We start from the raw sequence: 23,926 nt of genomic DNA, 5'->3' as shown, positions 1-23,926 counted from the left end.
ATGTATACTTTGGGAATAATAACCAGCAGTGACAAAGGCTCGAAAGGGCAAAGGGAAGACAAAAGTGGAGAAGTAATAAAGAAAATATCTGAATCTAAAGGCTTTAAATTAGAAAGATATACAATACTTCCAGACGAAAGAATTAAGCTATCAGAAGAAATGAAGTATATGGCAGATGAGCTTAATTTAGATTTAATACTTACAACCGGTGGTACAGGCTTTAGTGAGAGAGACATAACACCAGAAGCTACTAAGGATGTAATAGAAAAGGAAGCTTTAGGTATAGCAGAAGCTATAAGAAATTATAGTTTTACTATAACAAAAAGAGCTATGCTTTCAAGAGGAACAGCAGGAATTAGAAAAAGAACATTAATAGTTAATATGCCTGGAAGTCCTAAGGCATGTGAGGAAATCTTAGATTACATATTAGAGGACTTAAAACATGGATTGGACATAATGAAAGGAAGTGCTTCAGAATGCGCAAGAAAATAATTAGTGCATTTTTAATATCATGTTTATTTGTAACTACATTACTTGTTGGATGTGCTAGTAAAGATGATAGTAAAAAGGCAGAAGGAAAAGAGTTAACAGTAAGTATAGCAGCTAGTCTTAAAAAACCTATGGAAGATATAGCTAAGAAATTTAATGAAGAAACAGGAATTAAAATAACTTATAATACAGGTGGATCAGGTACATTAAAGAAACAAATATCAGAAGGTGCTAATGTTGATTTATTCTTTTCAGCAAATACTAAGTATATTGATGAATTAATAAATGAAAAATTAGTAAATAAAGATGATACATATAACTTTTTAACAAATTCATTAGTTTTAATAGAAAATAACGATATGAAAAAAGATATAAAATCATTAAATGATTTAAAAGATACTAAAGGAAAAATTGCAATAGGTGATTTAAAAACAGTACCAGCAGGTCAATATGCAAAACAAACATTAGATAATTTAAAATTATGGGATTCATTAAAAGATAGATTCGTATATGCTAAAAGTGTATCAAATGTTGTAAGCTATGTTGAAAATGGAGATGTAGATTATGGATTTGTTTATAAAACAGATGCAAAAGATATTAAAGGTATTAATATAGCTTATGAAATATCAAATAAATATCACAAGAAAATCCAATATTCTTTATGTGTATTAAAAGATAGTAAAAATGCTGAAGAAAGCAAGAAATTTGTTGAATTCTTAAAAGGTGATGAATCTAAAAAAGTATTTAAGGAATATGGATTTGGAGTAGAATAATATGTTAATAAATGCTTTTATTATATCATTTAAAGTAGTTGTAATTGCAGTTATTATAAGTTTAATTTTATCAATAGTTGGAGCATACATTTTAATTGAAAAAAAAATAAAGCTTAAACATATTATAGAAACAATAATACTATTTCCTATGTTTTTGCCACCATCTGCAATTGGTTATTTAATACTTATATCTTTAGGTAAAAGAGGTTTTATAGGAGAATTTCTTTTGAATAACTTTAATATAACAATAATATTTACTTGGACTGCAGCTGTAGTAGCAGGGGTTGTTGTTTCTATGCCTATAATGTATCAGAGTATAAAGGCGCAATTAATAGGAATAGATGAAGATATAAAAAATGCAGCAAAAGAAATGGGAGCAAGAGATAGAGTAGTATTTAGAAAAATAAGTTTACCATTATGTAAAAAAGGAATATTTACAGGAATAATATTAAGTATAGCTAGAGTTTTTGGGGAATTTGGAGCAACAATACTTGTAGCAGGGAACATACCAGGTAAAACTCAAACAGTTCCAATGGCTATGTATTATGCTATAGAAAATAATGATGACAGAACTTCTAAGATTATACTAATAGCAATTGTTATTATTTCAGTGACATTAACTTTTTTATATAATAAAATACTTAAGAGAATAGCATAAGGGGGTAAATAGAAATGAAAAGTGTAAGAGTACAAGATGCAGTAGGTATGGTATTATGCCATGATATAACAAAAATAGTTCCAGGAGAATTTAAGGGGAGAGCTTTTAAAAAAGGTCATATAATCAAAGAAGAAGATATAAAGGAATTATTATCAATAGGGAAAGAGCATATATATGTTTGGGAAAATCAAGATGGTATGCTTCATGAAAATGATGCAGCTATAAGACTTAAAAACTTAGTTTGTGGAGAAGGATTAGAATTTGGAGAAATAAAAGAAGGAAAAATAAGCTTTATGGCTTCAAAGGACGGTCTTTTAAAAATAAACAAGGAAAAACTTTTAGAGCTTAATATGTTAGGAGAAATAATAGTTGCAACTATACAGAACAATACTCCTGTAAAAAAAGGAGAATTAGTTGGATCTACAAGGGTGATTCCTTTAGTAATAGATGAGAAAAAAATAATAGAAGCTGAAAATTTAATAAATGAAAAAATTATAGAAGTTATTGATATAAAACCTAAAAAAGTACATATGATAACTACAGGAAGTGAAGTTTATCATGGAAGAATTAAAGATGCCTTCGGACCTGCAGTTAGAAAAAAATTAGAATACTATGGATGTTCATTAGAAAATCAAGTTATACTACCAGATAACAAAGAAATGATTGTTTCTGAAATAAAGAAAGCATTAGAAAGTGGAGCAGAAATGATAGTATGTACAGGTGGTATGTCAGTGGATCCTGATGACGTTACTCCAACAGCAATAAAAGAATGTGGAGCTAACCTTATAACATATGGAGCACCAGTTTTACCAGGAGCAATGTTTTTATTAGCATATAGTGGTGATGTTCCAATAGTAGGCCTTCCAGGATGCGTTATGTATTGTAAGAGAACAATTTTTGATTTAGTTCTTCCAAGAATATTAAGTGATGAGAAGCTAAATCTTAGAGATATTGCTTTATATGGACATGGAGGTTTATGTTTAAGCTGTGAAGTTTGTACATTCCCTCATTGTTCATTTGGAAAAGGAGAATAAAATGAATGATAAGTTAACACATTTTGATAATAAAGGAAATGCAATTATGGTTGATGTAGCTCTTAAGAATAAAACAGAAAGAGTTGCTATAGCTACGGGAAAAGTTAAAACAAGTAAAGAAATAATAAATAGAATAAAAGAGGGTACAATAGGAAAAGGTGATGTTTTAGCTGTTGCAAGAGTAGCAGGAATTATGGCAATAAAGAAAACATCAGATTTAATTCCAATGTGCCATCCAATAATGATAGATGGATGTAGTATAGATTTTGATATAGATGAAGAAAATTCAGAAATAATAATAAATTCTAAAGTTAAAATTGTTGACAAAACAGGAGTTGAAATGGAAGCATTAACTGGTGTTTCAGTTGCTGCACTTACTATATATGATATGTGTAAAGCCGTAGATAAAAGAATGGAAATAGGCGAAATACATTTAGTTAAGAAAACTGGTGGAAAAAGTGGAGAATTTAATTTTTAAAGCTTTGAGGTGGTAGTGTGTTAGATAGATTTGGAAGAAATGTAGACTACCTTAGAATTTCTATTACTGATAAGTGTAATTTAAGATGCCTATATTGTATGCCAGAGAAAGGAAATACTTTTTGTAGTGATGAAAAAAAACTTTCTAATGATGAAATACAAAGAATAGTTAACTTATCTTCTAAGCTTGGTATTAGAAAAGTAAGACTTACAGGAGGAGAACCTCTTGTTATGGATGGGGTAGTAGATCTAATAAAAAACATAGATTTAATTGACGGAATAGAAGAAATAGCAATAACTACAAATGGAATATTGCTAGATGATAAAATTGAAGCTTTATCGAAGTGTGGTCTTAAAAAAGTAAATATAAGTCTTGATACTTTAAATAAAGATAAATATTTTAAGATTACAAGAGGTGGAAACTTAAGTAAAGTTTTATCAGCTATAGACAAGGGGATAAAGCTTGGAATTAAGATTAAACTTAATACAGTTATAGTTGAAGGTATTAATGATGATGAAATATTGGATTTAATAGATTTAACAAAAAAAATTCCGGTTGATGTTAGATTTATTGAACTTATGCCAATTGGAGAAGGTAAGAAATTTAAAGGATTATCTAATGAGAATATATTAAAATTCATAACACAAAGTAATATTGAATTTGAGGAAATTAAAAGAAATTCTCATGACGGACCGGCAGAATATATAAAACTTAAAGGGGCTTTAGGACGAGTTGGATTTATAAGTGCAATGAGTAATTGTTTCTGTAAAGATTGCAATAGAATGAGAATTACAACTGATGGATATTTAAAGCAATGTTTAAATTGGAAAAGTGAAATAAATTTAAAATCTATAATAAAATCAGGAGCAAATGATGAAGAGATAAAGAATATAATAGAAAAAGCTATATATAATAAGCCAGAAAAATATCTTTTCAAAAGTGTTGATGAAAACAAAGAAATAAAATTTATGAATGAAATAGGAGGCTAATTCATGGCAAAAATAGTAGCGATTTGTACAAGTCCTAAAAAAGGAACTGCAAAGAAACAAGTAGAAGAGGCTATTTTAATAGAAGATTTTGGTGTTAAAGATGATGCGCATGCAGGAAAATGGCATAGACAAGTAAGTCTTTTAGAACTTAAAAAAATAGATGATTTTAATAAACAAGGTGGAAATGTTAAGTTTGGGGACTTCGGCGAAAACATTGTAATAGATGGAATTGAAGTTGATAAATTAAATATAGGACAAAAAGTTAAAATTGGAGAAGCTATTTTAGAAGTAACTCAAATCGGTAAGAAGTGTCATAGTGAATGTGAAATATTTCATAGAGTAGGAAAATGTATAATGCCTATACATGGTGTTTTTACAAAAGTATTAAAAGGTGGAACTATCAGAGTTAATGATATAGCAGAGTTAATATAAATAAAAAAATGACTATCAATTAAGATAGTCATTTTTTTATTTATATTATTTTAATTTCATTTTCTTTTCATATCTATCATAAAGAATTAGTGCAATTGCACCAAATATTATAGGACCTGCGATTTGGAATAAAGTTGCAACGTAATCTCCTGAATCTAAAGCAGGTTTTATTATTGTAAATATGTTTGCAAATATAATAGTAATTATTACAATAACAGTCCAAATTTTTGTTGTAGTATGGTTTTTATACATAACAAAAGGTTTATGTATTTCTTCCTTTTTCTTAAAGGCAATAAAAGCAAATGCTATAAATATATAAGGTATAGTCATTGCAACATTGCTCATAAGAATTAAGTAGTTTAAGAAAGCTGATGCAGTTTTACCACCAAGTGAAGAAATTAAAATTATAGCAACAACAATTATACATTGTATCCACATTGCATTTTTTGGCATATCATTTTCATCAAGTTCACTCCATGATTTTGGCCAAATTTCTTTTGGTGTTCCTTCAATAAGTTGCTTAATAGGTGAATAAGTTAAGGTAAAGAATGAACCCATTAAGGCTAAGAACATTGAAAGTCCAATAAATCTTGCAAATGAAGCACCAAGTATTTGAGCTCCAGAAGTTCCAAGGTTAAAGGCTAAACCTAAAGTATAACCTAAATTACTCATAACAACATATCCGGCATTTGCCATATTTACTGTTGAAGAATTTAATGTTGTTGACCAATTAGTAAAGAAGCCAACACACAATATTCCTAAAGAATAACCAATAGCAATAATTACAGCTGCTATTTTAATTCCTTTTGGGAATGTTTTTTCAGGATTTTCAGTTTGATCAACTAATCCTCCGATTGCTTCAAGTCCACCATAAGCAAAAATTGCAAATACCATAAATCCTAATACTCCAATTGGAGATTGATAAGTTGGATTTGGTGATGAAATAAGTGAATATGTACTAATAGGTTGTGCAAGTTCAAATTTATTAGCAATAAGAACTACTATTGCACCAATTAATAAAACTATATTTGCTAAGGCTATAAAAGTACCACCTATTGATGTAACTTTTGTTATGCTTTTTAAACCTTTTGAAGCGGCAAATGTTATTATGATAAATAAAGTTATACCAAGTAATGCCATTGTATGTGAGGCATTCATTCCAAAAAGGCTCCAAGTTGAAGTTCTATCTTCTCCAAATATAACATTAGAAAGTGGTACCCAAATTGATGATGATGTAGAAACCATCCAAATTATATAAGAAGTATACCACATGAAAGTAACTATAAATGCATATTTAGGGCCGACAGATTTATTCATCCAAGAATAAATTCCACCTTTTTCGTCTTTGAATGCAGCACCATATTCAGAAAGCATAAATGAATATGGAATAAAAAATGTTATTGCTGAAATTATATACCAAGGTATAGCTGAATATCCCATAAGTAAGAATGCTCTAGCTATATTTGTAAATCCAAAAACTGATGTAAATGTCATTAATATTAGTGCGATTAATGTAAGTTTTTTGTTATTATGTTTGCTCATAAGCTCCTCCTTAGAAGTAATGTTAATAATTTACTTTATCACATTAAAGTTATGAAATAATGAAGTATAAATTAATATTTTATTAATAGTATTTAACAATATGAGTGGACTATACTTATTTAATATAAAATAATAAATGGAAGTACATAGAATGTTTAATAAAATTTAAAATTTAATACATTTAATGCTGATAATATTAATAGTATTATTAATAAACTTTGGAGGTCAGTTATGAAAAAAATTCTTTCTATATTTAAGAGAGATATGAAGGCAATAATAAAAAATCCAGTTGCAATTTTAATAATTGGTGGACTCTGTATTATTCCTTCACTTTATGCATGGGTAAATATAAAAGCTTGCTGGAATCCATATGAAAATACTAGTACAGTTCCTATTGCCATTGTAAATAATGATAAAGGAGCAACAATTGATAATAAAAATATAGACATTGGAAAAAGTGTTGTTTCGGAACTTAAAAATAATAAGGCTATAGGATGGACTTTTGTAGATTCGAAAAAGGCAGAGCTTGGAATTTTAAATGGTGATTATTATGCAGTAATTGAAATTCCAGAAGATTTTTCAAAAGATTTAACAAGCCTTGCAACAGATAAACCAGTTAAGCCGGAAATTATATACAAAGTTGATACTAAGTCAAATCCAGTTGCAGGAAAAATAACAGAAGTTGCTGAAGAGCAGTTAGTTGATCAAATAAAATCTAATTTTGTATCAACAGTAAATAAAACAATTTTTGCATCATTAAATAATGTTGGTAAAACTCTTCAAGCAAATAAAGATCAAATAATAGGATTAAAAGATGCAATAATAAAAATAAATAAAAATATGGATATTATAATTAGCACGTTAAATTCTACAAGTAGCAATGCTAAAAATCTTAATACATATTTAAATAATGTAAAAGCAACTATGCCAGAATTAACAAAAGGTGTAGATGCAATAAAAGATGGGGCGAATCAGTCAAAAAAATTAACTACATATACAAAGAATGCTATAAATAATTCTTTTGACAGTTTAGATATGAACATAAATCAGATAAGTTCATCAAATAAAAAAATAAGTTCACTTATAAAAGGTTTAAATGATTCAATATCATCGGGAGGTAAAGATGGTGTAGGTACAGCTATATCTTCTATAAGTCAAGAGATAGATTATACTATAAATAATGTTGATACTATTAGTAAGTTTTTAAAAGAATTAAATAAAAATACTAATACAAATAATATTGACTTATCAAATGTAATTACATCATTAGATAGTTTAAAATCAACATTAAATAGTGAAAAAGATAAGTTGAAAGAATTGGAAACTTCATTTAGTTCACAAGGGGAATTAAGCTCTAGTATAGTTAAAGATATAACATCAATAAATTCAAGTATGAGCAGTAAAGTTAAGAGTATATTAGGTGAATATAATACTTCAACTAAAAGTTCAATAAATAAAATATGTAATAATTATATAGATGCTACAAATGAAGCTAATAAGATTTTAGATGGTTCAAAAGATATGATAGCTAGTATTGATAGTATACTTAATTCTGGAGTAAATGCTACAAATTTAACATCTGATATATCAAATGATTTACTTAAAAAATTTAATTACTTTAAAGATAGTATAAGTGAATTAAGCAAAAAGCTAGAGGAAATTAATGATAATAATTTAAGTGAGATAGTAACAATCCTTCAAAGTAAACCGGAAATTATGGGTTCATATATTTCAAGTCCTTTTAATGTTAAAGATGAATCAATTTATAAAATTGCAAATTATGGCTCAGGAATGGCACCAATATATTCAGTACTTGCAAGTTGGGTTGGATGTCTTGTATTGACATCACTGCTTTCTACTGAAATAAAACCATTTGAGGGAAGTGAAAATCTTACAATAAGAGATAGGTATTTAGGAAAACTTGTTACATTTACTTTTCTTGCTGTTATACAAGGCTTTATTATAGCAGCAGGTGACAAATATATATTAGGAGTTCAAACAGTTAATACACCTTTGTTTATTTTCTTTGGAGTATTAGCGTCATTTAGTTTTTGTATAATAGTTTATACACTAGTTTCATTATTTAGAAATGTTGGTAAAGCATTAGCGATAATATATATGGTAATACAAATAGCAGGTTCAGGAGGAAGTTATCCAATACAAGTAGACCCTAAGTTTTTTAGAGTATTACAACCATTATTTCCATTTACATATGCACTTGGAGGTTATAGAGAGGCAATAGCAGGACCTCTTCTAAGTAGTGTTGCATTAGATATATTTATGCTACTTTTATTTGCAGCAATATTTTTTATAATAGGAACATTCTTTAAAGAAAAGATATGGAAATATGTAAAAAGATTTGAGGATAAATTTGAGGAATCAAGAATAGCTGAATAAAGTTTTATTCCATTAATTATTACAGGAGAGGATATTATGAAGAAAATATTTAAGATTTTCAAAAGAGACTTGAAAAATATTATTAAAAATCCAGCAGCAATAATAATTGTAATAGGTTTATTCTTTATTCCTTCACTTTATGCATGGGTAAATATAAAGGCTTGTTGGAATCCTTATGTAAACACAGGAGCATTACCAGTAGCTGTTGTAAATGAAGATACAGGAACAAAATTTAATGGTAAAAATATTAATGTTGGAAATGAAATAGTAGAGGAATTAAAGAAAAATAAAGATATAGGATGGCAGTTTGTTGGAGATTGGCAAGGAAACTATGGACTAAATGAAGGAAAGTATTATGCACTTATAGAAATTCCGCAAAACTTTTCAAGTGATTTAACAAGTCTTTTAAGTTCAAATCCTATAAAACCAAATATAATATATAAAGCTAATGAAAAGGCAAATGCAATTGCAACAAAAATAACTCAAGTAGCTGAAAATAAATTAACAGAAGAAATAAAAAGTAACTTTATAAATACTGTAAATGAAGAAGCATTTAAATATTTAAATAAGTTTGGAGATAATATAAAAAATAATAAGCCACAAATATTAGAATTAAAAGATACATTGAATCAAGCTGAAAACAATATTAGTAAAATAAGTAATGAACTATCTAGTTCTGTTAAACAAATAAATAGTACAAAAGGAAATTTAAATAATTTAAAAAATGATTTACCTGCTATTACAAATTCAATAAATAATCTTCAAAGTATGGTTACAGGAAGTAAGGAATTAGTTTTAAATACTAAATATAGTATTCAAAATTTAGGAAATGGACTTAAAAATGATTTATCACAAATTCAAATGACACAAAATAAATATAATGAATTGTTAAATAATATATCTACAGTAACAAAGGATAACTTAGATAAAGAAAAGATTAATAAAACAATAAAAGATATGAACTCTATATTAGATTCAATAAATACTAGTATAGATAGTGCAAAAGCAGTTTTAATAAAATTAAATGAACAAATGCACAACAATTCAATACAAGGTCAAATAGATAAATTAGCTAGTTTACAAAGTGTAATAGTACAAGAAAAAGAACAATTATCTATTTTAAAATCTTTAATAGATAATAATAAATTTGCAGAAAAAGGACAAAATGTAATAAATAAATTAATTGAGCTAAATAATAATTTTTCAAGTAAGACAACAAATGCATCAAATAATTTATATAGCAATATTATTCCTTCATTAAGTGCTTTTGCAGATACATTTGCACAAGGTGGGGATAGTGCAAATAATGTTTTAGAGGCGAGTAAAATAGTTGTGCCACAATTAAATGGGCTAGCTAATCTTGGAATATTAAGTGGAGATGTTGCTTCATCTCAAATAAAAGATGTAAATAAGAAGGTAGAGTATTTTAGTAAAAAGATTAATAAGCTTCAAGATGAAACTAAAAATATAACAAGTAAAAATATAGATAGTGCAATAGAGTTATTAAGCAAAAATCCAGAAACAATAGCTTCATTTATGTCATCACCAATAAACGTAAAAACAGTAGAAGTATATAATACAGGAATATTTGGAGTAGCTTTAACACCATTTTATACAGTTTTAGGAATATGGGTTGGAATACTTCTTATGGCTGCATTACTTACAACAGAATGTGATGAATTTGAAGATGGTGAAAAATTATCATTTCTTCAAAAGCATTTTGGTAAAATGTTATTATTTTTATTTATTGGTGTAGTTCAAACATTAATTGTAATTACAGGAAATATACATATACTTGGAATAAATCCCGAAAATACAGGATTATTATTTGCTATGGCATTACTTTCATGTATAGTATTTACTATAATTATATTTACGTTAGTATCTTTATTTGGGAATATAGGTAAAGCTATTGCAGTTGTAATAATGGTATTTCAAATAGCTGGTGCTGGAGGAATATATCCAATACAAACAAATCCTGAGATATTTAGAATGCTTGAGCCTTTATGGCCATTTACTTATGCAATAGATGGATTTAGGGAAGCTATAGCAGGGCCAGTATGGAGTAGTACAATGAAAGATATTAAAATGTTATGTATATTTGGAATTGTATTTTTAATATTAGGAATATTTAAAAAGAGCTTAAATAAAATAAGAATATTTATGGAAGAAAAGTTTGAAGAAGCTGAATTATAAAAGAAAGACTGTTACACTAATAAATCATAGTGTAACAGTCTATTTTATTTATTATTTATATCAGATATTGATAACCCTTTTTCAGCTAATTTTCTATTTGTATTTTTTCTAGTAATTTTATATATTACTCCAAATAGAGGAATACCAAGTAGAAACCCTAAAAATCCAAATAAACTTCCACCAATTAACATAGCAAACATTACCCAAATAGAAGATAAACCTATTGAATTTCCAACAACTTTTGGATATATAAGATGTCCTTCAAATTGTTGTAATACTATTATAAATATAATAAAAATTACAGCTTTAATAGGACTTATTATAAGTATTATAAAAGCTGATGGAATAGTTCCTATAAATGCTCCAAATATAGGAATTAAGCTAGTTACACCAACTACAAATCCTATTAGTAGAGAATATGGAAGCCTTAAAATAAACATTCCTATAAAACATAAAGTTCCAATTATAACTGCCTCAATACATTGACCACCAATAAATTTTTGAAATGTTTCGTTAGATATTCTTCCTATTTCAAGAATTTTATCTGCATGGTTGTCCTTTAAATGTGCATATATAAATTTTTTACATTGAAAAATAAGTTTTTCTTTATTAGAAAGCATATATATTGAAAAAACAAGAGCTAATAAAAAATTAAATATACCAGATGTTATGCTCATAGTTAAATTTAAAATATGATTTAATGTAAATCCTAATACTTGGCTTGCAACACCTAATATATCTTTCCAAGCATTCATAAATGTGCTCCAAATAGAATCAAAACCATCAATATTTCCTAAGTTTTTAAGAACAATATTTTCAAATGATTGTATATATTGTGGAACGCTATCAACTAACTTAGATACGCTATCTAAAAGTTGAGGAATTATAAAAATAACTAAAGTACTTAACAATCCTATAACTAGTAATAGGGTAATTACAATGGATAAAGGTCTTTTTAATGAATTTAAAAATTTAAAATTTTTAACTTTTGAGATAGGTGTAAGTAATTTATTTTCAATTATTCTCATAGGTATATTTAATACAAATGCAATACCTATAGCCATTAAAAATGGAGCGGAAATATTTAAACTCCATTTTAGAAAATTACCAACAGTAGATAGATTCAGAAAAATATATGATAAAACTATTATATATGTGGAAATTAAAAGTGATTGTTTGACTTTACTATTTAAATTTTTCAATTAAAATTCCCCTTTCATTATTTTCAGTAAATATAGTTATAGAAAATATTATACATATATAAAAAATTTATAGCAATGAAAAGAGATAAATATTTAAAAAGAGAAATGGTAGGATAATTATCCTACCATTTCATCTTTAGATTGTTATTATTTTATTGTTTTCTCGTATTGTTCTACCATTCTTTTAACCATTTCTCCACCAACGCTTCCGCATTGTTTTGAAGATAAGTCTCCGTTGTAGTCAGTGAATGGAACTCCCATTTCATTAGCTACCTCATTTTTGAATTTTGCTAATCCGTCTTTTGCTTCTGGTACTAATTTTCTTGCCATTGTTCATTCCTCCTTATACGAGATATTTTTGTAAAGTTTATTTGATTTACTTTACATTCATAGTTTATGTTTTTTTAGAATTTATAAACTATGTTTCTAAAACCATATATGGAATATTTATGAAATAATTTTGCTAAAAATATTTTAGAGTTTAATTCTTATATTTCATATGTGGTAATAGATTATTTATAGTTTAACCAGGAAGAAAAAAAATACTACAAAAAAATTAATCCAATTTATACCTAAAAATTTTAAAGCAAATCTTTATAAGCTTTAATTCCATTTAATGAATCTGCTTCTTTTATTGCTCTTAATATAGCTTTTTCCATAACATTAGAAGCTATCATACCTACAGTTGTAACATCTATATCAACTTCATTTGTAGCCATTGTAAATATAGTATCTCCATCAAACATTGTATGAGCTGGTCTCATAGTTCTTGCATAGCCATTATGAGCCATTGAAGCTACTTTTTTTGCATTAGCTTTTGAAAGATTAGCATTAGTTACTACTAAGCCTATAGTTGTATTTCCTTTGAATGGAGTTTTAGGGTTTTTTAAGTTATTAATTAAAATATTTTCACTATTTAAAAATTTGTTTGTATTTTTATCTAAAGCACCTGCAATAATATTTGATGTTTTAGGATCTATAACATCTCCAAGACAATTAACTGCAACTATAGCACCTACTTTTAAATTACCAACTTCTACAGCATATGTTCCAAGTCCACCTTTCATAGCAGTATGTGGACCTAAAATTTTACCAATAGTAGCTCCGTATCCTGCACCTATATTACCATTTATATCATCATTATAAGTTTCACTATTAACACAGGCTTCGTATCCCATAGATTTATCAGGTCTTATTTTAGGATTTCCAAAAGCTAAGTCAAAAAGAACAGCAGAGCAAACTATTGGAACTTTAGCAACTTGAACATCAAATCCTATATTTTTTTCTTCGAGATATTTCATAACACCTGAAGATGCATCAAGACCAAAAGCACTTCCACCTGACAGTACAACAGCATGAATTTTTTCTATCATTTCAGAAGGATCTAAAAGATCTGTTTCACGAGTGCCAGGAGCTCCACCTCTTACGTCAACACCACCAGTTGCACCTTTTTCACAAAGTATTACAGAACATCCAGTAAGGCCTTTAATATTTTGAGCATGACCCAATTTTATTCCGTTTATATCAACAAATTTAATTTCTCTCATAAAAATTAACCCCCTAAATCAAAAGCTCCTATAAAAGATAGGAGCATAAAATCAAATTATTTTTTTATTTTTTTAATAGTTAAAACTACTGGTATTGTTATAAGCGCTGATAATAAAGCTTCTGGAATACCATTAGTTGCACCAACAGTTGCAATAACAGTTCCTGCTGCTGTTGGATCTATGTTTAAAGCTTTTGAATACTGTTCTAAATAAAAAACATAAGTAAGCCCCAAAACACCAACAGTGTTTGTAATAGTTCCAAGTACAGCTGCAACTCCTATAGGAATTGATTCTTTTCTAAACTTATTTTTTAATAGTTTATAAACATAATAAGCTACTATACCAATTAATATTCTTGGAACAATTGCAATTATTGGATTATAAAATATAAATGATGTTGGACCAGGAGCTGTAAATGCTTGATACATAGAAAAAATACCAAAAACGCCTCCTACTAATGCACCAACTAAAGGACCTTCAACTATTGCGCCAATTATTACTGGTATATGCATTATTGTAGCTTTCATAAAAGGTAGCGGTATAAATCCTAGTCCTGTAAGTCCTAGAAATATTGATATACCTGAAAGCATACCTACAATAACCATTTGACGAAGTCCTAAAATTCTTTTGCTTGCACTTCTTTCCATTTTGTAACCTCCGTTCTTATTCCCCCATTTAGGATATAATTCGGCAAAAAACAATATAAAAATTTTGAATTTTGCGTTCAGTTTCAAAAAATTTGAATACCGACAGTATATATTTTACAATGAAGAAAAAGGAGTTTCAATAGAAATTGTTAAAAATTTATCGATATTTTTCAATAGAATTTAAAATATGAGTTATTTACTATATTTAGGAATGAAAAGTAGTTTTATTCAGAAAATTTAAAAAAGAGTAACTTTATTAGCTACTCCTTGAAATTAGTATGAATTATTATCAGTATTTTTAATTATATCGTCTTTATTTGGCATTATAAAAATACAAGCAATATATCCAGCTATACCTGCCCCAAAAGAACAAAAAGTAAATATAATCCAAATAAGTCTTATTACAGTAACATCAATATTTAAGTATTCTGATATACCTTGACAAACACCGCTTATCTTACCCTTATCAGGAACTTTATATAATCTTTTCATTATAATTACCCCCTAAAAGCTTTTAATTAATAAATACAGTATATTTAAAAATAATGTAATATACAATATAGTTTGTTGGACTTAAATTAACATTTATATTTTTTTAAGAGTTTAATATACTTTCTTAAGAATTTAAAAAATAAATAGTATAATAATATTATAGTATGTCTTAGGAGGAAGTTATGAAAGAAAATAATTATATTGTGAAAGCTTATCCAGAGAAATCTTGGAGTATTTCTAGGGTTAAGACATTAAAAAACTGCTTAAGGCAGTATTATTACACATACTATGGTTCACATAGAGGATGGGAAATGGAAGTTTCAGAGGAAAGAAAATTAGCTTGGAGATTGAAAAAATTAACAAATATATGGATATATTTTGGAGATATAATTCATGAAGGAATAAAAAATATAATAAAATTTCAAAGTAATAACCAAGGTAAAGAAATTGATGTGGACAAGTTTAAGGAATTTATTAGACTTAAATTAAATATATTAGTTAAACAAAGTAGTAAAAAGAATCGAGATGTTGAATGGGATACTTATCCTAAAGGAAACATGCTTCAAGAATATTATTATGATGGAAAAATAAATAAAGAAGATATAGATGAAATTAAAGAAAGAATAGAACAATGTACTGAGAATTTTTTTGAGAGCAAAACATTTTTTGATATATCAAATGGTAACTTTAAAAATATCATAGAAATTGATGAAGGGAGCTTTAATCACATCTTTATCCACAAAGTTAAAGTTTTTTCTATAATAGATATGCTTTATGTTGATAAAAATGATAACTGGGTAATTGTTGATTGGAAAACTGGTAAATATGATGAGGAAAATAAAGATCAAATTTTGGTTTATGCAATATATGTTATGGAAAAATATAATATTCCAATAAATTATATAAAGGGTAGAGTAGAGTATTTATATCTAGGAGAAAATTATGAATATGACTTTACTAAAGAGGACATCAATAATATGAAAGATAGAATAAATTTAGAATTGAATGTTATAGATGCATTATTGGAGGATAAAAATATAAATAAGCCAAAAAATAAGGAAAGTTTTTTAATGTGTGAAGAGGATTATAAATGTTATATATGTAAATATAAAAGATTATGTAAGAAGGGTGGATATTAGTTATGAAATTACTTAAATTAAAAAAGCAAACAAATAATAAGTATTTAAATATGTATGAAATGGAATTAGAAAATAAAAAAGGAAATTTAAAAAAATATTATTTTGCAACAAGGAGAGAAGAAAAAGATCTTGCTTGTAAGACAAAAAATCATAATAAAGCAGATGGTGTTATGATAATTCCAATAACAAGTGATAGAGAAGTTGTATTAGTTAAGCAATATAGACCTGTAATAAGTGATTATATATATGAACTTCCAGCAGGAATAATAGATCCAGGAGAAACTATGGAAGAAGCAGCAAAAAGAGAGTTATTTGAAGAAACTGGTCTTAAATCAACAAGTTATGAAGTTTTTTTAAAGCCTAGTTATACATCAGTTGGTATGACTGACGAAACTACGGCTATAGTAAAAATGGATGTATGTGGAGAGATAACTTCTGATAATGTAGAAGAAAATGAAGAAATTGAAGTTATTAAAGTTAAAATAGATGAGGTAATTGATTTTGTAGATAAAAATAATGTATCAATAAAAGGTGGTATAATATTAAAATTAATTAAAAATTTATATTGATATGTTAAAAAAGTTAAAAAAATGTGTATACAAATAAAATACAGTTGTATACAATAAAGACACATGTTATTATAATGATGGCAGTAACAATTTTATTACATACACTAGAGATGAGTAATATATATTTGGGGGCTATTATTATAGAGGTGTAGTGAATGAAAGGCAATTATTTAGTTGTAGATAAAAAAGTTTTACCTGAGGTGTATTCAAAGGTTATAGAAGTTAAGAATATACTTAAAGATGGAAAAATAAAAGAAATAACAGAAGCTACTAAGATAGTAGGGATAAGCAGAAGTGTATATTATAAATATAAGGATCATGTATTTGATTTTGCAGAAAGCGTCCAAGGAAGAAAAATGACTTTTAGTATGATTATAAAGCATGAAAAAGGAGTTTTATCAGATACATTAAATTATATATCAGATAAAGGTGGAAATGTACTTACAATAGATCAAGGCATTCCTATAAATGGAGCTGCAAATCTTAGTGTAACTATAGATATGACATCTTTAGAATGTGATATAACGGCTCTTTTAGATGGACTAAGAGAGATGTCTAGTGTAGAAAAGGTTGACTTTATAGCGATGGAATAAATTATTTTAATTTAAAGGCTTAATAAACTTTTAGTTTATTAGGCCTTTTTAAATAAATATAGTGTTTAGAATTTTAATATTATTAAGTATATATACTTATTATGGTATAATATAACAAGAATAAGTTAAGATAGAGGTGTTTAATTTATGGGGGAAATGTTAGAAAGTATTAACTTAAGAAAGGCAGTAGAAAGTGACATAAATTTAATTGTAGGATTTATAAGAGAAATAGCTGAGTATGAAAAAATGTTAAATGAAGTTATTGCAACAGAAGATGAGGTATATGAGTCTATATTTAAAAGAAAAGAAGCAGAAGTTTTAATAATAGAAAAGGATAGTAATCCTATAGGATATGTAGTTTATTTCTTTAATTATTCTACATTTATTGGAAGATCAGGTTTTTATTTGGAGGATATATATATAAAGCCTAAATATAGAGGTAAGGGTTATGGAAAAAAGGTATTTAAATATTTAACAAAGTTAGCTTATGAAAAAGGTTGTCATAGAATGGAATGGAGTTGCCTTAATTGGAATAAGCCATCAATTGAATTTTATAAAAGCCTAGGAGCTGTTCCTATGAGTGAATGGACTGTATATAGATTAACTAGAGATAAGTTTAAAGATGTTTATGAAAGTAAAATGTAGAGGTGAAAGATATGGGGGATAGTAAATATTATAGTGTTGTAAGAGATGAAGTTAAAAAGCTTATAAAGGAATATTGTAAAGAAGGAGCTCATGATATATATCATCTAGATAGAGTATATAAGATAGCTTTATATATAAATGAAAAAGATAAATTAAATGGAGATTTAGATATTTTATGCTTAGCATCATATATGCATGATTTACACAGACTACAATTAAAAGATGATGTTGAATTAAAACATTCAGATGATATAGAAGAAATATTTAATGATATATGTTTGAAATTAAAAATTGATAATAATTTAGTAGAAAAAATAAAAGAGTGTATAAAATTAACTGACAAACATTCTTTTTGTGGTGATGTAATTAAAGAATTAGAATCACCTATAGAGGGTATAATACTAAGGGATTCTGATAATTTGGATTCATTAGGAGCAGTTGGAATAGCGAGAGCATTTATGTTTGGTCAATATATAGGAGAAGAAATGTATAATCCAAATCAAAAGTTAAATGATAGAGAATATGATTTAACTTCTAGAAGTAGTTCTATAATACATCATTTTTATGAAAAATTATTTAAGCTTGAATATGATATGATAACAAATACAGCTAAAGAAATTGCAAAAGATAGAGTTGATTATATGGAGGAATATCTTAATAGATTTTTTGAAGAATTTGATGTTATAATATAAATTTAATAAATAATTAAATATATAAAAACAATTTATATATATTTTTAATTTATTATTATGAAATGCAAGAATTTATTTTATAATATGAGGGTGGCAAAAGATGAAAAAGAAAACTAAAATTATTTTATCTATATTAATATCTGTATTAATATTAATTTTATTGATTTTAAACACAATAAGAGAAGATAAAATAATAAAACAATTTGAGCAATACTTAAACAGTCATAAAACTGAATTTAGTGAATATATGATTGGAAAAGAAGAAAAAGAATATAAACAATTAAAGAAGAAGGCTGATAGTGTCATAAAATTTAAAAATGTAAAAATAGTTCCAGAATTAGAAAGTCAAATGAATGAACTAATAAATAGAGCTAAGACTGATAATGAAAAAATATTAAACAATCAATTAAATGATATTAGAAATTTTGATTTAAGTAAATTTAGTGATTCTAAAAAGAAATCAATAAAAGATGAGATAAAAGAAATTCAAAGTTTAATTGATAATAAAAAATATAGTGATGCAAGTAAAAAAATTAAAAATTTAAAAAATAAAATGTATAGTTCTATAAATAATTAATTTATTTTATTCAATTTAATTACTATAAGTTTTTAAAATAATAGTGTTAAAAAAGATGATTTTTAAAAATCATCTTTTTTAATTTTAAATAATTTTTAAATATTTTATTTTACATATTAAAAAAAAATGATACAATGTAAATATCAATATTGGAAACGTATACTTTAAAATCTTATTTTTATCTTTTTATTAAGATTAAGGAGAAGATAAAAATGAAAGAATTTAGTCTAAAAACTAAAATATATTTTGGTGAAGGAGCTTTAAATAAATTAAGTGAAATTTCAAATAAAAATGTTCTGATTATATGTGATAAATTTATGGAGGAAAGTAAAACAGCAGAAAAAATTGCAATTAAATTAAACAATTGTAATGTTTCTATTTTTAGTGATATAGTTCCAGACCCTAGTGTTCAAATAGTTGCACTAGGAGTGAAAAAGCTTAAAGAGTTAAATGCAGATATAATTATTGCATTAGGTGGAGGGTCTTCTATAGATGGAGCTAAAGCTATACGTGAATATTATAATAATTTATTTAAAGAGAATTCAAAATATATAGAATTTTATGCTATACCTACAACAAGTGGAACTGGATCAGAAGTTACGGAATATGCAGTAATAACTAATAAAGAAGAAAATTTAAAATATGCATTAACTAACAAATCACTTTTACCAGACGTTGCTATTTTAGATGCAGAACTTACAAAAACTGTTCCTAAATCTATAACAGCAGATACTGGAATGGATGTAATAACACATGCAATTGAAGCGTATGTTTCAAAAGGTTCTAATGATTTTTCTGATGCTTTAGCAGAAAAAGCACTATGTTTAGCCTTTAATAATTTAAAATTAGCGTATAATGAGCCAGAAAATTTAATTTTTAGAGAAAAACTTCATAATGCATCTTGTCTTGCAGGGATGGCATTTAATGCTTCAGGTCTTGGAATAACTCATAGTTTAGCTCATGCTATAGGAGGAAAACTTCATATACCTCATGGAAAGGCAAATGCTATAATACTTCCATATGTTATGGAGTTTAATGCTAATATTAATAATAATTTATATATGCAAGATTATGATTTAGTTGCGTTAAAATATCAAAGATTAGCAAAACTTTTAGATATAAATGCATGTAGTACTGTTATAGGAGTTAATAATTTAATAAGAAATATAGCAAATTTAAAATCAGATTTATCTATTCCTAAAAACTTAATAGAACTTGGAGTAGATATAAAACTAATTAATGACTTTAGAGATGAAATAATAGAGGCTGCATTGAAGGATGTATGTACTAGTTCAAATCCTAGAGAAGTTTCTAGAGAAGATTTAAATCTATTACTAGATAAGATAATTGGAATTTAAAATATAGAGGTTAAGCATATTTTATGTTTAACCTTTAATTTATTTTATAGGTTTTTATAAAGTTATTTAAGTATTTTTATAAGTTTTAATAAATAATAAGAAAATATTGACAATAAATTCTCAATATGATAATGATAAATAATAACAATTAATAATTTTTACTCAAGGTTAACAAAGGATAGGAGGAAGAAATATGAAGGATGAAATGTATTATATCGGGAAAGTGGAGAAAATTTGTAAGATAAGCAAGAAAACATTACGATATTACGATAAAGTAGGGGTATTATCTCCTGATGTTGTACATGATGAAAACGGATACAGATATTATAGTAAAGATAATATGTTATCTATTCCAGTCATAAAGTATTATAAGCAAAGCGGATTTAAACTTGAAGAAATTAAAAATTTAATTTATGAATGTGAGTGTAGTGAAATTGAAGAGAATTTTAGAGAAAAAATTAAAGAGCTTGAGGAAGTTGAAAGAAATTTAAATTTGAAGAAAAAATCTATTATAGATTGGTATTCATTAGTTAAAGAGGCAAAAATGGTTATTGATAATAATTTAAATGAGGTTTCGGTAAAATATATTAATAAAGTTGATATGCTGTTTTTAGATCAAGATTTTGATTATGATTATATAGATTCTATAATAAACATTGATTTTACTAACTATATAGAGAGTATTGATAATGCGATTACAGGACCTGTTATAATACAATTTCCATCCTATAAAGAAAAAATTAATGGCACTTGTAAAACCATGAGAATAATTCAGCAAAGTTTAATAAAATGTGAAAAAGAAAAAACTATTGAATTCGGTGGAGAATTAGTAGCTTCATGTTATCATATAGGATCTCATGATAATATAAATAAAACTTATGAAAAAATACTAGATTGGATAAAATTACATAACTATGAATGTGAAGATGAATGCTATGAAAGATATGTAGTTGATTATTGGACAAGCAAAGATAGTAGAAATTTTGTCACAGAAGTTATGATAAAAATTAAAAATTAGATTAATTATTAAGTTATATAAAAAAGCTTACCCTTAGGTGAAAGGTTTTTTATATAACTTTTTTTGTTTTATATTACAAATTATAGAAAAAAGTATTAAAAAATGGAATTATAGCATTATAAATATAGAATTATTTAAAATAAAGTTAATAAAATTTAAATAAATATAAAAATAACGTTTACAAAAGTTTTGAAATTTGTTATTGACCTTTAACTTAAGTGGAGGGATTATAATCAAATTGAATAAAGCGAAGATAAAAATAAGAAGTATACAATATTCCAATTTAAGAAATTTAATTTGTAAGTACATTTATATTATTTTGGTAAACGTTTAATAGTAAAGTGATTGCTAAAAAATTAACAATGCAATCGGTTTATTTATAAATCAATTAATATGGGAGGAGTTCTTATTTATGTCAGAGATATCAGTAGGAGTTGATTCTAAAGCAAATACTAATGATCAAAGAATTAGTAAGGCGATGGAATTAAAAGCAAAAATGAAAAGCAATTTCTTTAAAAAAGGAGTTGCAATAGCACTATTTTCAGGTATTTCATATGGTCTTTATACTGCATTTTTAACAATGGGAATGAGTAAAGGAGTTTGGGAAGATTGGTATGGAGCAAATACAGCAGGTCTTTCAGCATTTGTTATAGTTTATTTACTTGCTGCCCTTGGAAATGCAATTAATGATACTTGTAGTGCTGTTTGGGCAATTGGAAACTCTTTAGTCCAAGGTAAGTTTAAAGATTTTATAAGATGTTTGGCTTCTAAACCAGGAAGAATAATTATAGGAGCAGCACTTTTAGGAGGTCCATTAGCAGGAACAGCTTATGTTGTTGCTCTTCAAATGGCAGGTCCAATTATAGTTCCTATATCAGCTCTTTGCCCTGCAATTGCTGCAATTCTTGGAAAAATACTTTACAAGCAAGAAATTACAAAACGTATGGCAGTAGGAATTGCAATATGTGTATTTGCAAGTTTCTTAATAGGAAGTACAGGATTTGCAGGAGGAGTTTCAGGAACTGTATTTTTAGGAATTTTCATAGCAGTTATAGCAGCTTTAGGCTGGGGATTTGAAGGTTGTGTTGCAGGATATGCATCAACAATGGTTGATCCACAAATTGGAATATGTATCCGTCAATTATCATCAGGTATAGCTAATTTATTTATAGTAGTACCTATAATGGGACTTTTAGCAGGAGATTTACAAATTTCTAAAAATTTAGCTATTCAAGCATTTACTAGTGGCCCTGCAATGATATGGTTCATTTTAAGTGGATTATTAACATTCTTAACATTTATGGCTTGGTATAAAGGAAATAGTATGTGTGGTGCGGGACTTGGAACTGCTTGTAATGGTACATATTCATTCTTTGGACCTTTCTTCTGTTACTTAGTTTTAGGAGTTATTTCAGGTATGGATGGATGGTCACTACCAGCAGTAGCTTGGATTGGAGCTATTATAATGATGTTTGGTATTTTAACTATAGCTACAAATCCTTTAGACTTTTTTAGAAAGAAGGAGGCATAAAGTTTATGAAACCTTTAAATTATGCTATATTAAAACATTTTACAAAAGTTCATGAAGCTTCAGCATTAGATGTTATGGAAGCTTTAAAGGGAGATTACTCAAGCTTTAGAACATTTAATAAAGAATCTATAATTGATGCCTTATTAACAGCAGAAGCTAATGGATTAATCGAAGAAACTAGAGTTGATTTAGATGAAAATGATGAGCTTATTATTTTTTATCATGCAAATGAAGAAGGTAAAGCTGCAATCAATGGATATATAAAGGATTAATTTAAGATGGAGGTATTCATATATGAAGTATTATGGAGATGAAGCTTTAGGGCTTGTAGAAACAATAGGTTTAGTTCCTGCACTTGAGGCAGCAGATAAGATGCTTAAAGCTGCAAATGTTGAATTAGTTTCATACGAAAATATAGGTTCAACTCTTGTTACTATAATGGTTAAAGGTGATGTTGCTGCTGTAAAATCTGCTGTTGAAGTTGGAGCAGAAGCTGCAAGAGCTATAGGAAAGCTTACAGCAAAAAATGTTATGCCAAGACCAATTAGAGAAGTTGGAAAAATAGTATCAGTTCATGATATTGATGAATAGAAAGGAAATGGTTAATATGATTAGACGTGAAGCAATAGGATTAATTGAGACATTTGGATTAGTTTTTGCTTTAGAAGCAGCAGATGCTATGTGTAAAGCAGCGGATGTTGAATTAGTCGGTTATGAAAATGTGGCATCTGGTTATATTTCAGTTATAGTAACAGGAGATGTTGGAGCTTGCAGAGCTGCTGTTGATGCTGGAGTAAGAGCTGTTGAAGAGATGGAAGATGGAAATCTTTATAGTTCAGTAGTTATAGCAAGACCTCATAATGATCTTCAAAAAATTATAGATAAGTATTCTTTAGAAGTACTTTAATAAAGTTTTAGAAAAGGGGAG

27 protein-coding genes are annotated in these 23,926 nt (G+C 26.8%); 21 read left to right on the top strand and 6 right to left on the bottom strand.

What is annotated here, in order from left to right:
- The 7 genes from AC4FQW_RS06005 to AC4FQW_RS05975 are packed head-to-tail and all read left to right on the top strand — an operon-like array spanning window position 1 to window position 4,853.
- Complete coding sequence (locus AC4FQW_RS06005) at window positions 1-492, top strand: MogA/MoaB family molybdenum cofactor biosynthesis protein (protein ID WP_303128726.1); 492 nt, start codon at window positions 1-3, stop codon at window positions 490-492.
- Complete coding sequence (modA, locus tag AC4FQW_RS06000) at window positions 477-1,262, top strand: molybdate ABC transporter substrate-binding protein (protein WP_491147846.1); 786 nt, start codon at window positions 477-479, stop codon at window positions 1,260-1,262. Before AC4FQW_RS06005 ends, modA begins: the two co-directional genes overlap by 16 nt.
- Window position 1,263: 1 nt before the next feature.
- Window positions 1,264-1,920, top strand: a complete 657-nt coding sequence (gene modB, locus AC4FQW_RS05995; protein ID WP_491147844.1) for a molybdate ABC transporter permease subunit — start codon at window positions 1,264-1,266, stop codon at window positions 1,918-1,920.
- Window positions 1,921-1,934: 14 nt separating this feature from the next.
- A complete protein-coding gene (locus AC4FQW_RS05990; protein WP_491147842.1) occupies window positions 1,935-2,954 on the top strand; it encodes a molybdopterin-binding protein in 1,020 nt (339 codons plus the stop codon).
- Window position 2,955: 1 nt separating this feature from the next.
- Window positions 2,956-3,432: a cyclic pyranopterin monophosphate synthase MoaC gene (moaC, locus tag AC4FQW_RS05985; protein WP_303128731.1), complete on the top strand. Its 477-nt coding sequence runs from the start codon at window positions 2,956-2,958 to the stop codon at window positions 3,430-3,432.
- Window positions 3,433-3,449: 17 nt separating this feature from the next.
- Window positions 3,450-4,421: a GTP 3',8-cyclase MoaA gene (gene moaA, locus AC4FQW_RS05980; RefSeq protein WP_491147840.1), complete on the top strand. Its 972-nt coding sequence runs from the start codon at window positions 3,450-3,452 to the stop codon at window positions 4,419-4,421.
- A 3-nt stretch (window positions 4,422-4,424) separates the two neighbouring features.
- Window positions 4,425-4,853 (top strand): MOSC domain-containing protein, encoded by a 429-nt coding sequence (locus AC4FQW_RS05975; protein ID WP_303128735.1) that lies wholly within the window; start codon window positions 4,425-4,427, stop codon window positions 4,851-4,853.
- A 45-nt stretch (window positions 4,854-4,898) separates the two neighbouring features.
- On the opposite strand, the gene yjeM is transcribed toward AC4FQW_RS05975, so the two are convergent.
- Entirely contained in the window at window positions 4,899-6,395 is a 1,497-nt protein-coding gene (gene yjeM / locus AC4FQW_RS05970; protein ID WP_303128737.1) for a glutamate/gamma-aminobutyrate family transporter YjeM, read from the bottom strand.
- A gap of 231 nt (window positions 6,396-6,626) precedes the next feature.
- On the opposite strand from yjeM, the gene AC4FQW_RS05965 reads away from it, so the two are divergent.
- Entirely contained in the window at window positions 6,627-8,792 is a 2,166-nt protein-coding gene (locus AC4FQW_RS05965) for a YhgE/Pip domain-containing protein (protein WP_303128739.1), read from the top strand.
- Window positions 8,793-8,828: 36 nt separating this feature from the next.
- Complete coding sequence (locus AC4FQW_RS05960; protein ID WP_491147837.1) at window positions 8,829-10,988, top strand: YhgE/Pip family protein; 2,160 nt, start codon at window positions 8,829-8,831, stop codon at window positions 10,986-10,988.
- Between the two features lie 44 nt (window positions 10,989-11,032).
- On the opposite strand, the gene AC4FQW_RS05955 is transcribed toward AC4FQW_RS05960, so the two are convergent.
- The 5 genes from AC4FQW_RS05955 to AC4FQW_RS05935 form a co-directional block, all read right to left on the bottom strand.
- Window positions 11,033-12,190 carry an AI-2E family transporter gene (locus tag AC4FQW_RS05955; RefSeq protein WP_491147835.1) on the bottom strand — a complete coding sequence of 386 codons (1,158 nt, stop codon included), beginning with the start codon at window positions 12,188-12,190 and terminating at the stop codon, window positions 11,033-11,035.
- A gap of 147 nt (window positions 12,191-12,337) precedes the next feature.
- Window positions 12,338-12,520 (bottom strand): alpha/beta-type small acid-soluble spore protein, encoded by a 183-nt coding sequence (locus tag AC4FQW_RS05950; RefSeq protein ID WP_303128742.1) that lies wholly within the window; start codon window positions 12,518-12,520, stop codon window positions 12,338-12,340.
- 251 nt (window positions 12,521-12,771) lie between these two features.
- Window positions 12,772-13,737 (bottom strand): P1 family peptidase, encoded by a 966-nt coding sequence (locus AC4FQW_RS05945; protein WP_303128743.1) that lies wholly within the window; start codon window positions 13,735-13,737, stop codon window positions 12,772-12,774.
- 56 nt (window positions 13,738-13,793) lie between these two features.
- Window positions 13,794-14,384, bottom strand: a complete 591-nt coding sequence (locus tag AC4FQW_RS05940; RefSeq protein ID WP_303128745.1) for an ECF transporter S component — start codon at window positions 14,382-14,384, stop codon at window positions 13,794-13,796.
- Window positions 14,385-14,657: 273 nt separating this feature from the next.
- Complete coding sequence (locus AC4FQW_RS05935) at window positions 14,658-14,876, bottom strand: PspC domain-containing protein (RefSeq protein ID WP_303128746.1); 219 nt, start codon at window positions 14,874-14,876, stop codon at window positions 14,658-14,660.
- A 182-nt stretch (window positions 14,877-15,058) separates the two neighbouring features.
- Between AC4FQW_RS05935 and AC4FQW_RS05930 the strand changes: the two genes are divergently transcribed.
- The 12 genes from AC4FQW_RS05930 (at window position 15,059) to AC4FQW_RS05875 (ending at window position 23,905) form a co-directional block, all read left to right on the top strand.
- A complete protein-coding gene (locus AC4FQW_RS05930; protein WP_303128747.1) occupies window positions 15,059-16,015 on the top strand; it encodes a PD-(D/E)XK nuclease family protein in 957 nt (318 codons plus the stop codon).
- 2 nt (window positions 16,016-16,017) lie between these two features.
- Window positions 16,018-16,584 carry an NUDIX hydrolase gene (locus AC4FQW_RS05925; RefSeq protein WP_303128748.1) on the top strand — a complete coding sequence of 189 codons (567 nt, stop codon included), beginning with the start codon at window positions 16,018-16,020 and terminating at the stop codon, window positions 16,582-16,584.
- 155 nt (window positions 16,585-16,739) lie between these two features.
- On the top strand, window positions 16,740-17,177 hold the full coding sequence (locus AC4FQW_RS05920; RefSeq protein WP_303128750.1) for an ACT domain-containing protein: 438 nt from the start codon (window positions 16,740-16,742) through the stop codon (window positions 17,175-17,177).
- Window positions 17,178-17,324: 147 nt separating this feature from the next.
- On the top strand, window positions 17,325-17,822 hold the full coding sequence (locus AC4FQW_RS05915; RefSeq protein WP_303128752.1) for a GNAT family N-acetyltransferase: 498 nt from the start codon (window positions 17,325-17,327) through the stop codon (window positions 17,820-17,822).
- 11 nt (window positions 17,823-17,833) lie between these two features.
- Window positions 17,834-18,514 carry an HD domain-containing protein gene (locus tag AC4FQW_RS05910; RefSeq protein ID WP_491147832.1) on the top strand — a complete coding sequence of 227 codons (681 nt, stop codon included), beginning with the start codon at window positions 17,834-17,836 and terminating at the stop codon, window positions 18,512-18,514.
- A 100-nt stretch (window positions 18,515-18,614) separates the two neighbouring features.
- Window positions 18,615-19,091, top strand: coding sequence for a hypothetical protein (locus AC4FQW_RS05905; protein ID WP_491147830.1), 477 nt, complete (start codon window positions 18,615-18,617; stop codon window positions 19,089-19,091).
- 212 nt (window positions 19,092-19,303) lie between these two features.
- Window positions 19,304-20,449, top strand: a complete 1,146-nt coding sequence (locus AC4FQW_RS05900) for a 1-propanol dehydrogenase PduQ (RefSeq protein WP_491147828.1) — start codon at window positions 19,304-19,306, stop codon at window positions 20,447-20,449.
- A 193-nt stretch (window positions 20,450-20,642) separates the two neighbouring features.
- Window positions 20,643-21,467 (top strand): MerR family transcriptional regulator, encoded by an 825-nt coding sequence (locus AC4FQW_RS05895; RefSeq protein WP_491147826.1) that lies wholly within the window; start codon window positions 20,643-20,645, stop codon window positions 21,465-21,467.
- 478 nt (window positions 21,468-21,945) lie between these two features.
- On the top strand, window positions 21,946-22,998 hold the full coding sequence (locus AC4FQW_RS05890) for a DMT family transporter (RefSeq protein ID WP_491148166.1): 1,053 nt from the start codon (window positions 21,946-21,948) through the stop codon (window positions 22,996-22,998).
- Between the two features lie 5 nt (window positions 22,999-23,003).
- Window positions 23,004-23,270: a hypothetical protein gene (locus AC4FQW_RS05885; RefSeq protein WP_303128764.1), complete on the top strand. Its 267-nt coding sequence runs from the start codon at window positions 23,004-23,006 to the stop codon at window positions 23,268-23,270.
- A gap of 22 nt (window positions 23,271-23,292) precedes the next feature.
- Window positions 23,293-23,589: a BMC domain-containing protein gene (locus AC4FQW_RS05880; protein WP_303128765.1), complete on the top strand. Its 297-nt coding sequence runs from the start codon at window positions 23,293-23,295 to the stop codon at window positions 23,587-23,589.
- A 16-nt stretch (window positions 23,590-23,605) separates the two neighbouring features.
- Window positions 23,606-23,905: a BMC domain-containing protein gene (locus AC4FQW_RS05875; RefSeq protein WP_039316665.1), complete on the top strand. Its 300-nt coding sequence runs from the start codon at window positions 23,606-23,608 to the stop codon at window positions 23,903-23,905.
- Window positions 23,906-23,926 lie beyond the last annotated feature (21 nt).

Source organism: Clostridium sp. TJA085, from assembly GCF_058310235.1.
This window is presented reverse-complemented; position numbering and strand designations above follow the sequence as displayed.

Coding starts and splice junctions, on each gene's coding strand:
- AC4FQW_RS05895 (WP_491147826.1), top strand. CDS start 20,643: ATGAAGGATGAAATGTATTATATCGGGAAAGTGGAGAAAATTTGTAAG.
- AC4FQW_RS05965 (WP_303128739.1), top strand. CDS start 6,627: ATGAAAAAAATTCTTTCTATATTTAAGAGAGATATGAAGGCAATAATA.
- AC4FQW_RS05925 (WP_303128748.1), top strand. CDS start 16,018: ATGAAATTACTTAAATTAAAAAAGCAAACAAATAATAAGTATTTAAAT.
- AC4FQW_RS05975 (WP_303128735.1), top strand. CDS start 4,425: ATGGCAAAAATAGTAGCGATTTGTACAAGTCCTAAAAAAGGAACTGCA.
- AC4FQW_RS05935 (WP_303128746.1), bottom strand. CDS start 14,876: ATGAAAAGATTATATAAAGTTCCTGATAAGGGTAAGATAAGCGGTGTT.
- AC4FQW_RS05930 (WP_303128747.1), top strand. CDS start 15,059: ATGAAAGAAAATAATTATATTGTGAAAGCTTATCCAGAGAAATCTTGG.
- AC4FQW_RS05945 (WP_303128743.1), bottom strand. CDS start 13,737: ATGAGAGAAATTAAATTTGTTGATATAAACGGAATAAAATTGGGTCAT.
- AC4FQW_RS05990 (WP_491147842.1), top strand. CDS start 1,935: ATGAAAAGTGTAAGAGTACAAGATGCAGTAGGTATGGTATTATGCCAT.
- yjeM (WP_303128737.1), bottom strand. CDS start 6,395: ATGAGCAAACATAATAACAAAAAACTTACATTAATCGCACTAATATTA.
- modB (WP_491147844.1), top strand. CDS start 1,264: ATGTTAATAAATGCTTTTATTATATCATTTAAAGTAGTTGTAATTGCA.
- AC4FQW_RS05900 (WP_491147828.1), top strand. CDS start 19,304: ATGAAAGAATTTAGTCTAAAAACTAAAATATATTTTGGTGAAGGAGCT.
- AC4FQW_RS05960 (WP_491147837.1), top strand. CDS start 8,829: ATGAAGAAAATATTTAAGATTTTCAAAAGAGACTTGAAAAATATTATT.
- AC4FQW_RS05875 (WP_039316665.1), top strand. CDS start 23,606: ATGATTAGACGTGAAGCAATAGGATTAATTGAGACATTTGGATTAGTT.
- AC4FQW_RS05940 (WP_303128745.1), bottom strand. CDS start 14,384: ATGGAAAGAAGTGCAAGCAAAAGAATTTTAGGACTTCGTCAAATGGTT.
- AC4FQW_RS05905 (WP_491147830.1), top strand. CDS start 18,615: ATGAAAAAGAAAACTAAAATTATTTTATCTATATTAATATCTGTATTA.
- AC4FQW_RS05950 (WP_303128742.1), bottom strand. CDS start 12,520: ATGGCAAGAAAATTAGTACCAGAAGCAAAAGACGGATTAGCAAAATTC.
- AC4FQW_RS05885 (WP_303128764.1), top strand. CDS start 23,004: ATGAAACCTTTAAATTATGCTATATTAAAACATTTTACAAAAGTTCAT.
- AC4FQW_RS05880 (WP_303128765.1), top strand. CDS start 23,293: ATGAAGTATTATGGAGATGAAGCTTTAGGGCTTGTAGAAACAATAGGT.
- AC4FQW_RS05920 (WP_303128750.1), top strand. CDS start 16,740: ATGAAAGGCAATTATTTAGTTGTAGATAAAAAAGTTTTACCTGAGGTG.
- AC4FQW_RS05910 (WP_491147832.1), top strand. CDS start 17,834: ATGGGGGATAGTAAATATTATAGTGTTGTAAGAGATGAAGTTAAAAAG.
- AC4FQW_RS05915 (WP_303128752.1), top strand. CDS start 17,325: ATGGGGGAAATGTTAGAAAGTATTAACTTAAGAAAGGCAGTAGAAAGT.
- modA (WP_491147846.1), top strand. CDS start 477: ATGCGCAAGAAAATAATTAGTGCATTTTTAATATCATGTTTATTTGTA.
- AC4FQW_RS05890 (WP_491148166.1), top strand. CDS start 21,946: ATGGAATTAAAAGCAAAAATGAAAAGCAATTTCTTTAAAAAAGGAGTT.
- AC4FQW_RS06005 (WP_303128726.1), top strand. CDS start 1: ATGTATACTTTGGGAATAATAACCAGCAGTGACAAAGGCTCGAAAGGG.
- moaC (WP_303128731.1), top strand. CDS start 2,956: ATGAATGATAAGTTAACACATTTTGATAATAAAGGAAATGCAATTATG.